Genomic DNA, 13318 nt, shown 5'->3' with positions numbered 1-13318 from the left:
ACCCTCCAGCGCATGCTCAAACAACGCATCCTCACGGCCATCGTCCTGCTGGCGATCCTGCTGCCGGCGCTCTTCTACCCGTCGCACGTTCCCTTTGCCTGCGTGATGCTGGTGCTGATCGGCGCCGGGGCATGGGAGTGGGGCCGCCTCAACGGCTATGGCCAGCGGCTGTCGGTCTTCCTCGGCGTGGAAACCGTGGCGCTGTGTGCGCTCTCCTGGTGGCTCGGGCTGCTCGATCGATCGCTGCTGCTCATGTGGCTGCTGGCCAGTGCGGCCTGGGTGCTCGGCGGTGCCGCGTTGCTGCGTGTGGCCGTGCCGGGCTGGCCCCGCATTCCCCGCGGGCTGCGGCTGGTGAGCGGGCTGCTGGCACTCTGGGTGGCGTGGCTCGCGGCCGTGCAGGCGCGCATGGTCGGCATCAACTTCCTGCTGTCGATCCTCGTGCTGGTCTGGGTGGCGGACGTCTTCGCGTACTTCGCGGGCCGCGCCTTCGGCCTCAAGTTCACGCGCAGCAAGCTCGCGCCCGCCATCAGCCCCGGCAAGAGCTGGGAAGGCGTATGGGGCGGCATGGCGGGCGTCGTGGTGCTGGCCTTTGCCTGGGTGTGGGCCGATAGGGCCGCCGGCGCAACGGTGGCCAGCCTCTACACCCGGCTGTACGAGCGCGGCTGGTGGCTGCTGCTGATCGGCGTGCTGTTTCTCGCCGCCATCAGCGTCGTGGGCGACCTCGTCGAATCGCTGATCAAGCGCAGTGCCGGCGCCAAGGACAGCAGCAGCCTGCTGCCGGGCCACGGCGGCGTGCTCGACCGCGTGGATGCCCTCTTGCCGGCGCTTCCCATTGCAATGATGCTGGCTTTCCTGTGAACACACCCAAACAACGCATCACGGTGCTGGGCTCGACCGGATCGGTCGGCGTCAGCACGCTCGATGTCATTTCGCGGCACCCGGAGCGCTTCGAGGTCTTCGCGCTTTCCGCATCGACCAAGGTCGACGAACTGCTGGCGCAGTGCGCGCGGTTCTCGCCGCGCTATGCGGTCATGGCGAGCGCGCCGCATGCGGCGCTGCTGGCCGAAAAGATAGAACAGAACAATCTCAAGACCACCGTCCTGAGCGGCGGCGATGCTATTGAAAAAATAGCATCCCACGAAGAGGTCGATGCCGTGATGGCGGCCATCGTGGGGGCGGCCGGCCTCGGGCCCTGCCTGGCCGCGGCGCGCGCCGGCAAGCGGCTCCTGCTGGCCAACAAGGAGGCGCTGGTGGTCGGCGGCGAGCTCTTCATGCGCACCGTGCGCGAAGGCGGTGCCACACTGCTGCCGATCGACAGCGAACACTCGGCCATCTTCCAGTCGCTGCCCGAAGATCCGTCGACCTGGCCGCGCCGCATCGACAAGATCATTCTCACGGCGTCGGGCGGCCCGTTCCGCACGCGCGCGCCCGACACGCTGGGCACGGTCACGCCCGAGCAGGCCTGCGCGCATCCGAACTGGGTCATGGGCCGCAAGATCTCGGTCGATTCCGCCACCATGATGAACAAGGCGCTCGAGGTGATCGAGGCCCGCCATCTGTTCGGCGTGCTGCCCGAGCAGATCGAGGTGGTGATCCATCCCCAGAGCGTGGTGCATTCGATGGTCCAGTTCACCGATGCATCGGTCATTGCCCAACTGGGAACGCCCGACATGCGGGTGCCCATTGCGGTCGGACTGGCCTGGCCCGAGCGCATCGAGAGCGGCGCGGCGCGGCTGGATTTCCGCCGGATGGCGTCGCTGAGCTTCGACGCCCCCGATGCGGCGCTGTTTCCAGGGCTCGGCCTGGCCTGGCATGCGCTGCGCGCGGCGCCGGGGACCACGGCGGTGCTCAATGCCGCCAATGAAGTCGCGGTCGAGGCCTTTCTTGATCGGCGCCTGCGCTTCGACCGCATTCATGCGGTCAACATGGAAACTTTGGAAACCGTCAGCCCCTCCAAGCCCGCATCGCTGGCCGACCTGCTGGCGCTCGACGCCAGCGCCCGGGCGGCGGCCAATGCCGCGGCGCTGCGCTTCGCGGCCTGACACTCCCGCCAACAGAGGATCCGGATGCTTACCGTCATCGCTTTCGTGGTTGCACTCGGCCTCCTGATCGCCGTGCATGAATACGGCCACTACCGCGTTGCCGTCGCCTGCGGCGTCAAGGTGCTGCGGTTTTCGGTGGGCTTCGGCAAGACGCTCTACCGCTGGCAGCCCAGGCGCCAGCATCCGGGGCAGGAAACCGAGTTCGTCATCGGCGCGTTTCCCTTCGGCGGCTACGTCAAGATGCTCGACGAGCGCGAGGGGCCGGTGGCGCCCGAGGAGCGGCACCGCGCCTTCAACACGCAGCCGCTGCGCTCCCGCGCGGCCATCGTCGCTGCCGGGCCCATTGCCAATCTGCTGCTCGCCGTGGTGCTCTACACGGCCGTCAACTGGATCGGGGTCGAGGAGCCTGTTGCCAAGCTGGCGCGTCCGGTGGCGGCATCGCTGGCGGAAGCGGCGGGCCTGCGCGGCGGCGAGCACATCACGCGCGCCGGCTTCGAAGGCGAGCTGGAGCCCGTGCAGTCGTTCGAGGACCTGCGCTGGCGCATGACGCGCGGCGCGCTCGACGGCCGCGACCTGACGCTCGAAGTGGCGGGCGAGGGCGGCCGGCCCGGCCGCCAGGTCGTGCTGCCGCTCGGCCTCATGGAGGCCAAGGACGCCGACCCGCAGATGTTCCGCAAGATCGGCGTGCTCGCACCGCTGACGCGCCCCGAGATCGGCCAGGTGATGGCCGGCAGCGCGGCAGAACGCGCGGGCCTTCGCAGCGGCGACGTGGTCCGCAGCGTCGGCAATGTGCCCATCGTCGATGGACAGCAACTGCGCGAGGCGATCCGCACCTCGATCGATGGCGACCAGCCGCGCACGCAGACCTGGCAGGTGCAGCGCGGCAGCCAGTCGATCGAATTGGAAGTCAGGCCCGAACTGCGCGAGGAGGGCGCCGCGAAGGTCGGCCGTATCGGCGCCTATGTCGGTGCGCCTCCCGAAATGGTGACGGTGCGCCAAGGCCCGATCGACGGCGTCTGGCGCGGCATCGTGCGCACCTGGGAGGTGTCGGCGCTGACCGTCCGCATGATGGGCAAGATGGTGATCGGCGAAGCCTCGCTCAAGAATCTGAGCGGGCCGCTCACGATTGCCGACTACGCCGGCAAGTCCGCGAGCCTCGGGCTGACCCAGTACCTGGTGTTCCTTGCACTGATCAGCGTGAGCCTTGGCGTGCTCAATCTCATGCCGCTGCCGGTCCTCGATGGGGGACACCTGATGTATTATCTTTGGGAGGGCCTGACCGGCAAGAGCGTCTCTGACGCCTGGATGGAACGGCTTCAGCGCGGCGGTGTCGCTTTGCTGCTGGTCATGATGTCGGTTGCGCTCTTCAACGACGTCACGCGGCTCTTTGGTTAACTTTCTGCCGGCCCTTTCCGCGCCGGCCCAATTCACAGATGAACACAAACTTCAGTCGCTTTCGCCTGCGTAGCGTTGCCGCGGTGGTGGCCAGCGCGTTGGCGGCCACGGCAGCCTGGGCCGTCGAGCCCTTCACGGTGCGTGACATTCGCGTCGAGGGCCTCCAACGCGTCGAGCCCGGCACGATCTTCGCATCGCTGCCGCTGCGAGTGGGCGATACCTACAGCGACGAGCGCGGATCGGCCGCCATCCGTGCGCTGTTCGACCTGGGGTTGTTCAAGGATGTGCGCATCGACGTCAACGGCAACGTGCTGGTGGTGATCGTCGAGGAGCGTCCCACCATTGCCGACGTCGATTTCGTCGGCGCCAAGGAATTCGACAAAGCCGCGCTCCAGAAGGCGCTGCGCGAAGTGGGCCTGGCCGATGGCCGACCCTACGACAAGGCGCTGGCCGACCGCGCCGAGCAGGAGCTCAAGCGCCAGTACGTGAGCCGCAGCCTCTACAACGCGCAGGTCGTGACCACGGTCACGCCCATCGAGCGCAACCGCGTCAATCTCACGTTCACCGTCACCGAAGGCGATTCCGCACGCATCCGCGAAGTGCGCGTGGTCGGCAACAAGGCCTTCAGCGAATCGACGCTCCTGAGCCTGTTCGACCAGGACAGCGGCGGCTTCATGAGCTGGTACACCAAGTCCAACCAGTACTCGCGCTCCAAGCTCAACGCCGACCTCGAAACGCTGCGCTCGTACTACATCACGCGCGGCTACCTCGAGTTCCGCATCGATTCGACCCAGGTCGCCATCTCGCCGGACCGCAAGGACCTGTCGGTGACCGTCAACATCACGGAAGGCGAGAAGTTCGTGGTGGCCGGCGTCAAGCTCGACGGCAACTATCTCGGCCGCGACGAGGAGTTCAAGTCCCTCGTGACCATCAAGCCCGGCGAGCCCTACAACGGCGAGCAGGTCACCGAAACCACCAAGGCCTTCACCGACTATTTCGGCACCTTCGGCTATGCGTTCGCGCGCGTGCAGGCACGCCCGGAAATCGACCGCGTCAACAACCGCGTCACCCTGACCCTGCAAGCCGAGCCCTCGCGCCGCGTCTATGTGCGCCGCGTGGCGGTGGGCGGCAACGCCAAGACGCGCGACGAAGTGATCCGGCGCGAGTTCCGCCAGTTCGAGGCCTCGTGGTACGACGGCGACAAGATCAAGCTCTCGCGCGACCGCGTGGACCGCCTGGGCTTCTTCACCGAAGTGAACGTCGAAACCCAGGAAATCCCGGGCTCGCCCGACCAGGTCGACCTGGTCGTCAACGTGGCGGAAAAGCCCACCGGCAGCCTGCAGCTGGGCGCCGGCTACTCGAGCGCGGAAAAGGTGGCTCTCACCTTCGGCATCTCGCAGGAGAATGTCTTCGGTTCGGGCAACTTCCTGGGCGTGCAGGTCAACACCAGCAAGTACAACCGCACGCTGTCGCTGACCACCACCGATCCGTACTTCACGAAGGACGGCATCTCGCGCACGATCAGCGTCTATCACACCACCACGCGCCCGTATTCGACCAACATCGACGGCGACTACAAGCTGGTGAACCAGGGCGCCTCGATCCGCTTCGGCGTGCCGTTCAGCGAAGTCGACACGGTCTTCTTCGGTGTCGGGCTCGAGCGCTACGCCTTCGATCCGAACACGTCGACCTCGTTCTCCGGACTCTTCACGCCGGCGTCCTACCTGCGCTACTTCCAGTGCTCGAAGGATGCGACCGGCTTGTTCGTGACCGGGTGCGACCAGAAGAGCGTGTGGGGCGTGCCGCTCACTGTCGGCTGGGGCCGCGACAGCCGCGACAGCGCGCTGGTTCCGACCACCGGCCGGCTGCAGCGTGCCAACCTGGAACTGGGCGCCGCCGGCGACATGAAGTACGTCAAGACGAACTACCAGTACCAGCAGTTCTTCGCGATCAACAAGCAGTACACCTTTGCGATCAACGCCGACGTGGGCTATGCCAAGCCCCTGGGCGGCAAGGTCTACCCGATCTTCAAGAACTTCTATGCCGGCGGCCTGGGTTCCATCCGCGGCTTCGAGCAGAACTCGCTCGGCCCGCGCGACGTGCCGCTCCTCGGCCAGACCGAAGGCGCCGCGCTGGGTGGCACCAAGAAGGCCGTCTTCAACGCCGAGCTCAGCACGCCGTTCCCCGGTGCGGGCAACGACCGCACGCTGCGGCTGTACACCTTCTTCGACGTCGGCAACGTGTTCGGTTCGCGCGCCCCGGGCCTCACCGACGAGCAGTACAAGGCGCAGAAGAAGCTGCGCGCCTCGGTGGGTCTCGGGATCAGCTGGATCTCGCCGCTGGGCCCGCTGCGCATCGCCTACGCCTTCCCCATCAAGTCCCAAAAGGAAGTGCTGGATCCGAATACCGGCCTCACTGTGATCCCGAAGGATAGAATCCAGCGCTTGCAATTCCAGATCGGAACGTCTTTCTAAATGAAGCATTTGATTCGCGCCGCCGTTGGCGCGTTGTTGGTCCCCGTTTTCGCGCTGGCTGCGGCGCCTGCCGCCCAGGCGCAGGAAACCTTTCGCATCGGCTTCGTGAATCCGGATCGCGTGCTGCGCGAGGCGCAGCCGGCCAAGGTTGCGCAAGCCAAGCTCGAGGCTGAATTTCTCAAGCGCGAAAAGGATCTCACGGCGCAGGGCGAAGCACTGAAGACGGCCTCCGAACGCTTCGAGCGCGAAGCGCCCACCCTGTCCGAAAGCCAGCGCACCGCGCGCCAGCGCGCGCTGGTCGACCAGGACCGCGATTTCCAGCGCCGCCGCCGCGAGTTCCAGGAAGACCTGAACGCGCGCAAGAACGAAGAGCTCCAGCAGGTCTACGAACGCGCCAACCGCGTCGTGAAGCAGGTGGCCGAGGCTGAAAAGTACGACGCCATCCTGCAGGAAGCGATCTACATCAATCCCAAGCACGACATCACTGACAAGGTGATCAAGGCCCTGAACGCCTCGACCGCTGCTCCTTCGGCCGGCAAGTAACGCCGCGAATCGGCGTGGGACTGCAGCTCGGAGCCATCGTCAGCGCCCTTGGGGGCGAGCTTCACGGGGACCCGGCGCTGTCCATCGAACGGCTTGCGCCACTGCAGAATGCGCAGCCCGATGCGCTCAGCTTCCTGAGCCATCCCAAATACCAGCAGGAACTGGCGGCCTCCAAGGCTGCCTGCGTGATCGTCGCGCCGGCCATGCGCGAGGCCGCGGCCGCGCGCGGGGCGTTCATCGTCGCGGCCGATCCCTACCTTTATTTCGCGCGCCTCACGCAGCTGTGGAAGGCGCATCATGCGCGGCCCGAGGCCGACCGCATCCATCCCTCCGCGGTGATCCATCCCGAGGCCGTGGTGGACGCCACGGCGCGCATCGGCGCCTTGTGCGTGGTGGAGCGGGGCGCGCGCATCGGCGCCGGCACGGTCCTCAAGTCGCGCGTGACGATCAGCGAAGACTGCGTGGTCGGCGAGCGCTGCCTGCTGCACCCGGGTGTGGTGATCGGCGCCGACGGCTTCGGCCTGGCGCCGCACGAGGGCGCCTGGGTCAAGATCGAGCAGCTGGGCGCGGTGCGCATCGGCAACGATGTCGAAATCGGCGCCAACACCTGCATCGACCGCGGCGCGCTCGACGACACCGTCATCGAGGACGGCGTCAAGCTCGACAACCTGATCCAGATCGGCCACAACGTGCGTGTCGGCAAGCACACCGCCATGGCCGGCTGCGTCGGCGTGGCGGGCAGCGCCACCATCGGCGCGCACTGCACCTTCGGCGGCGGTGCGATCGTGCTCGGCCATCTCACGGTGGCCGACGGGGTGCACGTGTCCGCGGCCACCGTGGTGACCCGCTCGATCCGCAAGGCCGGCCAGTACACCGGCATGTTCCCCATCGACGACAATGCGAACTGGGAAAAGAACGCGGCAACGCTCAAGCAGTTGCACAGCCTGCGCGAACGACTCAAGGCGCTCGAAAAGGCCCCTCAGAAAAAGTGAAGACGATGCAGGAACAGAAAATCATGACGACGACGACGCTCGATATCCATCAAATCCTCAAGCTGCTGCCCCACCGCTACCCGTTCCTGCTGGTGGATCGCGTGCTGGACATGGAAAAGGGCAAGCGCATCACGGCGCTCAAGAACGTGACGATGAACGAGCCGTTCTTCAACGGCCACTTCCCGCACCGTCCGGTGATGCCGGGCGTGCTCATGCTCGAAGCCATGGCGCAGGCGGCCGCGCTGCTGTCGTTCCATTCGCTGGACATCGTGCCTGACGACAACACGGTCTACTACTTCGCGGCGATCGACGGCGCGCGCTTCAAGCGCCCCGTGGAGCCGGGCGACCAGCTCACGCTCGAAGTCGAGATCGAGCGCATGAAGGCCGGCATCTCCAAGTTCAAGGGCCGCGCGCTGGTGGGCAGCGAACTGGCCTGCGAGGCCACGCTGATGTGCGCGATGCGCCAGATCAACTGATCCTGCGGCGGTTACGACAAGGCATGACGCAGGTTCATCCCACAGCGCTCGTCGACCCGAAGGCACAGCTGGACGCCTCCGTTTCGGTCGGGCCCTACACCGTGATCGGTCCGCACGTGCGGGTCGGCGCCGGCACGACCATCGGTGCGCATTGCGTGATCGAAGGGCGCACCACCATCGGCCGCGACAACCGGATCTTTCAGTTTTCCTCGCTCGGCGCCATTCCGCAGGACAAGAAATACGCGGGTGAGCCCACCGAGCTGGTCATCGGCGACCGCAACGTCATCCGCGAGTTCTGCACCTTCAACCTCGGCGTGCCCGGGGCGGGGGGCGTGACGACCGTGGGCAACGACAACTGGATCATGGCGTACACGCACATTGCGCATGACTGCCATGTCGACAACCACACCACGCTGGCCAACAACACCACGCTGGCCGGCCACGTGCACCTGGCCGACTGGGTCACGATCGGCGGGCTGACGGGCATCCACCAGTTCGTCTCGGTCGGCGCGCATGCCATGGTCGGCTTTGCCAGCGCCGTGTCGCAGGACGTGCCTCCCTTCATGCTGGTCGACGGCAATCCGCTGGCGGTGCGCGGCTTCAACGTGGTGGGCCTGCGCCGGCGCGATTTTTCGGCGCCCCGCCTGGCCGCGGTCAAGCAGATGCACCGCCTGCTGTACCGGCAGGGCAAGACGCTCGAAGAAGCGCGCGCCGGCATCGCCGCCCTGGCCACCGAAATGCCGGAAGCGGCCGCCGACGTGGCGCTGATGGAGCAGTTCCTGGCCACATCGACTCGCGGCATCGCGCGTTGAAGTAAGCGAGACAGCCGCCATGGGCAAGGACGAACAGCGACGCTTCGCGCTGGTCGCGGGAGAAGCTTCCGGCGACCTGCTCGCAGGCCTTCTTCTCGACGGCCTGCAGGCGCGTTGGCCCTCGCTCCAGACCATGGGCATCGGCGGGCCCCGCATGCTCGCGCACGGGCTGCAGAGCTGGTGGCCGCAGGAAAAGCTTGCGGTGCGCGGCTACATCGAAGTGCTGCGCCACTACGCCGAGATCGCGGGCATCCGCCGGCAGCTCAAGGCGCGGCTGCTGCGCGAATGGCCCGAACTCTTCATCGGCGTCGACGCCCCCGATTTCAACCTCGATCTCGAAGCCGGACTGCGCAGCCGCGGCATGAAGACCGTGCACTTCGTCTGCCCGTCGATCTGGGCCTGGCGCGCCGACCGCATCGAAAAGATCCGGGCCGCGGCCGACCACGTGCTGTGCATCTTTCCATTCGAGCCGGCGCTATTGGCCGAGCAGGGCGTGCAGGGCAGCTACGTCGGCCATCCGCTGGCCAATGTGATTCCGATGGTGCCCGACCGCGCCGGGGCCCGCGCGGCCCTCGGCCTTGCGCCGGATGCGCAGGTCGTGGCCCTGCTGCCGGGCAGCCGCCGTTCGGAAGTGCGCTACCTCGCTGCGCGGTTCTTCGCCGCCGCGGCGCAGATGCTGAAGGCGCGGCCCGCACTCCAGTTCGTCGCCCCCATCCTGCCGGGGCTGCGCGTCGAGGTCGAGGCGCTGCTGCAGGCCAGCGGCGCAGCGGGGCGGGTGCAACTGCTCGATGGCCAGTCGCATGCAGCGCTGGCCGCCTGCGACGCCACCCTGATCGCCAGCGGCACCGCCACGCTCGAGGCGGCGCTGTTCAAGCGGCCGATGGTCATCGCGTACAACATGAATGCGCTGTCATGGCGCCTGATGCAGCGCAAGCAGCTCCAGCCATGGGTCGGCCTGCCCAACATCCTGTCGCGTGAATTCGTGGTGCCCGAGCTGCTGCAGGAGGCCGCCACGCCGCAGGCGCTGGCCGACGCCACGCTCGCCTGGCTCGACGCGCCCGAGAAAACGCAGGCGCTGCAACAAAAATTTTCAGAGCTGCACGTGCAACTGCAGCGCGATACGCCCACACTTTGCGCCGATGCGATCCAGAAAGTTCTTGAAGGCTGAGCAGGCGGCCCTCGTGTGGGACGCGCCGGGCCTCGTTGCGGGCGTCGACGAGGCGGGCCGCGGGCCACTGGCCGGCCCGGTCGTCGCGGCAGCGGTCATCCTGGACGACCAGCGGCCGATCCGCGGCCTGGCCGATTCCAAGACGCTCACGGCCTTGCAGCGCGAACGCCTGAACGACCAGATCCTTGCCAAGGCGCTGTGCTGCTCGGTGGCCCAGGCCACGGTCGAGGAAATCGACACCCACAACATCCTGCAGGCCACCATGCTCGCGATGCGCCGCGCGGTCGAGGGCCTGCGCCTGAAGCCCGCCAAGGTGCTGGTCGACGGCAACCGCCTGCCCACGCTCGACGTGCTGGCCGAGGCCATCGTCAAGGGCGACGCGCGGATCAAGGCGATTTCCGCCGCCTCGATCCTGGCCAAGGTCCATCGCGACCGGCTGTGCGAGCAACTGCACCTGGAGTTTCCGCACTACGGCTTTGCCGGCCACAAGGGCTACGGCACGCCGGAGCACCTGGAGGCGCTGCAGCGCCATGGCGCGTGCATTCATCACCGCAGGTCGTTCAGCCCGGTGGCCGCGGCGCTGGCGCGCACCGCGGAGGGCGCCGCGGCGCTCGTGCTCGAGGCCTCGATGCAGGTTCCGGCCGAATTTCCGGCGGCCGAGACCGTGCACCTCGACCTGCGCACCGCGCCCTGAGCCGAAGCATGACCAGTCCCACCGGCGCGAACCACATCAGTTCGCGCGACAACCCCCTGCTCAAGGAGCTGCGCAAGCTGGCCCAGGACCCGGGCGCCTACCGCCGGCTGGGCCGGGTCTGGCTCGAAGGCGACCATCTCTGCCGGGCGGCGCTTGCGCGCGGCATCCGGCCTGCGGTCGCCGTTTTTTCGGAGTCATTCTGGCCGTCGGCGCCCGCCGAATGGGCGAGTTCTGCTATCAAAACGGTAGTTGTGGACGACGATCTGCTGCGGGCCGTCAGCGGCCTGGAGTCGCCTGCGCCAATGGGCTTCGTGCTCGATCTGCCGGCGCGGCCGGAACTGCTTCCCGATGCGCCCAGCGTGGTGCTCGACCGCCTGCAGGACGCCGGCAACGCCGGTTCCATCCTGCGCAGCGCGGCGGCTTTCGGGTTCAAGCAGGTGATCGCGCTCAAGGGCACGGCCGCCCTGTGGGCGCCGAAGGTGCTGCGTGCCGGCATGGGCGCGCATTTCGGGCTGCGGCTGATCGAAGGCGTGGAGGCCGATGCGCTCGACGAGCTGAAGGTGCCGCTGGTGGCCACCAGCTCCCACCGGGGCGACTGGCTCCATGAGGCGAGGCTGCCGCACCCCTGCGCATGGCTGCTGGGGCACGAAGGGCAGGGCGTTTCAGCGGCGCTGGAAGCCCGCGCCAGCCATCACATCCGGATTGCGCAGCCGGGCGGCGAGGAGTCGCTGAACGTGGCGGCTGCGGCGGCGATCTGCCTGCACGCGAGCGGCGCGGCGGCGCTTGTCCAGGCGGCTTCCTGATCCTCGAATGCCGCATAGGCATGAGGCGCGAATGTTTTCCGGCCCCGAGGCCCGAGAGGGCGATGCCGCCGGGCTACAATCGGGGGCTTACTCGCAATAGCGTCGCCCGGCCGCCTTTAACGCCAAAATCCCCTTAAGCAGCAGTCCGCAGGCAACGCGCCTGGGGCTCCGGGCGACCGTAACCATCCGGAGAACCCAGTGCTTTTGTCTCTCAAGGGAAGTTTCCCGCCCGCCATCCTGGCGCTCGCAGACGGCACGGTCTTTCAAGGCAATTCGATCGGAGCCGCCGGCTCCACGACCGGCGAAGTGGTGTTCAACACCGCCATGACCGGTTACCAGGAAATCCTCACCGACCCGAGTTACTGCCAGCAGATCGTGACGCTCACGTATCCGCACATCGGCAACTACGGCGTCAACGGGGAAGACATCGAAGCCGACAAGATCCATGCCGCGGGCCTGATCATCAAGGACCTGCCCCTCGTCGCCTCCAACTTCCGCAAGACCGCCACGCTGAGCGAATACCTCGTGGCCGGCAAGACGGTGGCCATCGCGAACATCGACACCCGCAAGCTCACGCGCCACCTGCGCACCCACGGCGCGCAGAACGGCTGCATCCTGGGCCTGGCCGCGGGCGAGGCCGTGACGCAGGCGCTGATCGACAAGGCCATTGCCGCCGCCAAGGCCGCGCCCAGCATGGCCGGGCTCGACCTCGCCAAGGTGGTGTCGGTCACGCAGACCTACGAATGGACCGAGACCGAATGGAAGCTGGGCGCGGGCTACGGCGTGCAGATCACGCCCAAGTTCCACGTGGTGGCCTTCGACTACGGCGTCAAGAAGAACATCCTGCGCATGATCGCGCAGCGCGGCGCCCGCATCACCGTGGTGCCGGCGCAGACGCCCGCGGCCGACGTGCTCAAGCTCAAGCCCGACGGCATCTTCCTGGCCAACGGCCCGGGCGACCCGGAGCCCTGCGACTACGCCATCAGCGCGGTCAAGGAACTGATCGAGACCGGCATTCCCACCTTCGGCATCTGCCTGGGCCACCAGATCATGGCGCTGGCCTCGGGCGCAAAGACCTTCAAGATGAAGTTCGGCCACCATGGCGCGAACCATCCGGTGAAGGACCTGGACGACGGCCGCGTGAGCATCACCAGCCAGAACCACGGCTTCGCGGTCGACGAGAAGTCGCTGCCCGCCAACCTGCGCGCGACCCACATCAGCCTGTTCGACAACACGCTGCAGGGCCTTGCGCGCACCGACAAGCCGGCGTTCTGCTTCCAGGGCCACCCGGAAGCCTCGCCCGGCCCCCACGACATCGGCTACCTGTTCGACCGCTTCACCGCGCTCATGGAGCAGGCACGTGGCTGATGCACCCGCGGTGCTCGACGTCTCGGTCATCGCCGCATTGCGCGATGCCGAGGGCAAGATCTATGTGCTGCGCGGCCTCAAGGTCATGCTGGCGCAGGACCTTGCCGCGCTCTACGGCGTCGAGACCCGGGTGCTGTTGCAGGCCATGCGCCGCAACCTCGATCGTTTTCCGGCGGACTTCGCCTTCACCCTCGAGAACCACGACCTCGAGGCTTTGAGATCACAGCTTGTGATCTCAAAACCCGAGAAGCCCGGCTCCGGCGGCGCGCGCTACCGCAGCGTGGCCTTCACCGAGCAGGGCGTGGCCATGCTGTCGAGCGTGCTGCGCAGCGAACGCGCGGTGGCCGTCAACATCGAGATCATGCGGACCTTCGTCAAGCTGCGCAGCATGCTGTCGGAGCATGCCGATCTCAAGCGCAAGCTGAATGCGCTGGAACAGCGATACGACCAGAACTTTCGCGATGTATTCAACGCGATCCATCAATTGATGGATGAGCCGAAGCCGGGCGCCTACAGCGGCCGCGGCATCGGTTTCACCAAGGACAAATAAG

At 67.1% G+C, this 13318-nt stretch carries 13 protein-coding genes; all 13 read left to right on the top strand.

All coding sequences use genetic code 11. From position 1 onward, the window contains the following. Window positions 1-12 precede the first annotated feature (12 nt). The 13 genes from VPA02S_RS30055 to VPA02S_RS29995 all read left to right on the top strand — a co-directional run bounded on the left by VPA02S_RS30055 (window position 13) and on the right by VPA02S_RS29995 (window position 13317). A complete protein-coding gene (locus VPA02S_RS30055; RefSeq protein ID WP_062367118.1) occupies window positions 13-858 on the top strand; it encodes a phosphatidate cytidylyltransferase in 846 nt (281 codons plus the stop codon). Then, window positions 855-2042, top strand: coding sequence for a 1-deoxy-D-xylulose-5-phosphate reductoisomerase (gene ispC / locus VPA02S_RS30050; RefSeq protein WP_012747713.1), 1188 nt, complete (start codon window positions 855-857; stop codon window positions 2040-2042). The genes VPA02S_RS30055 and ispC overlap by 4 nt, the downstream gene beginning before the upstream one ends. A 24-nt stretch (window positions 2043-2066) precedes the next feature. After that, the gene (gene rseP / locus VPA02S_RS30045) at window positions 2067-3437 is read left to right on the top strand and encodes an RIP metalloprotease RseP (protein ID WP_012747714.1); all 1371 of its coding nucleotides are present in this window, start codon (window positions 2067-2069) and stop codon (window positions 3435-3437) included. Window positions 3438-3475: 38 nt separating this feature from the next. Further along, window positions 3476-5911 (top strand): outer membrane protein assembly factor BamA, encoded by a 2436-nt coding sequence (gene bamA, locus VPA02S_RS30040; RefSeq protein WP_012747715.1) that lies wholly within the window; start codon window positions 3476-3478, stop codon window positions 5909-5911. Next, a complete protein-coding gene (locus VPA02S_RS30035) occupies window positions 5912-6454 on the top strand; it encodes an OmpH/Skp family outer membrane protein (RefSeq protein WP_012747716.1) in 543 nt (180 codons plus the stop codon). It begins immediately after the preceding gene. A gap of 14 nt (window positions 6455-6468) precedes the next feature. Then, entirely contained in the window at window positions 6469-7446 is a 978-nt protein-coding gene (gene lpxD / locus VPA02S_RS30030; protein ID WP_018905017.1) for a UDP-3-O-(3-hydroxymyristoyl)glucosamine N-acyltransferase, read from the top strand. Between the two features lie 23 nt (window positions 7447-7469). Then, window positions 7470-7922 (top strand): 3-hydroxyacyl-ACP dehydratase FabZ, encoded by a 453-nt coding sequence (fabZ, locus tag VPA02S_RS30025; RefSeq protein ID WP_012747718.1) that lies wholly within the window; start codon window positions 7470-7472, stop codon window positions 7920-7922. Window positions 7923-7945: 23 nt separating this feature from the next. Further along, entirely contained in the window at window positions 7946-8734 is a 789-nt protein-coding gene (lpxA, locus tag VPA02S_RS30020; RefSeq protein WP_012747719.1) for an acyl-ACP--UDP-N-acetylglucosamine O-acyltransferase, read from the top strand. A 19-nt stretch (window positions 8735-8753) separates the two neighbouring features. Then, window positions 8754-9902, top strand: coding sequence for a lipid-A-disaccharide synthase (lpxB, locus tag VPA02S_RS30015; RefSeq protein ID WP_018905015.1), 1149 nt, complete (start codon window positions 8754-8756; stop codon window positions 9900-9902). After that, window positions 9874-10596, top strand: coding sequence for a ribonuclease HII (rnhB, locus tag VPA02S_RS30010; protein WP_012747721.1), 723 nt, complete (start codon window positions 9874-9876; stop codon window positions 10594-10596). The genes lpxB and rnhB overlap by 29 nt, the downstream gene beginning before the upstream one ends. An 8-nt stretch (window positions 10597-10604) precedes the next feature. Continuing rightward, entirely contained in the window at window positions 10605-11399 is a 795-nt protein-coding gene (locus VPA02S_RS30005) for a TrmH family RNA methyltransferase (RefSeq protein ID WP_012747722.1), read from the top strand. 198 nt (window positions 11400-11597) lie between these two features. Beyond that, complete coding sequence (gene carA, locus VPA02S_RS30000; RefSeq protein ID WP_018905013.1) at window positions 11598-12767, top strand: glutamine-hydrolyzing carbamoyl-phosphate synthase small subunit; 1170 nt, start codon at window positions 11598-11600, stop codon at window positions 12765-12767. After that, the gene (locus VPA02S_RS29995; RefSeq protein ID WP_018905012.1) at window positions 12760-13317 is read left to right on the top strand and encodes an ORF6N domain-containing protein; all 558 of its coding nucleotides are present in this window, start codon (window positions 12760-12762) and stop codon (window positions 13315-13317) included. The genes carA and VPA02S_RS29995 overlap by 8 nt, the downstream gene beginning before the upstream one ends. Window position 13318 lies beyond the last annotated feature (1 nt).

The organism is Variovorax paradoxus NBRC 15149 (assembly GCF_001591365.1).
Classification (GTDB): Bacteria; Pseudomonadota; Gammaproteobacteria; order Burkholderiales; family Burkholderiaceae_C; genus Variovorax; species Variovorax paradoxus.
The sequence above is the reverse complement of the archived record's forward strand: the minus strand, read 5'-3'. Positions and strand labels throughout refer to the sequence as shown.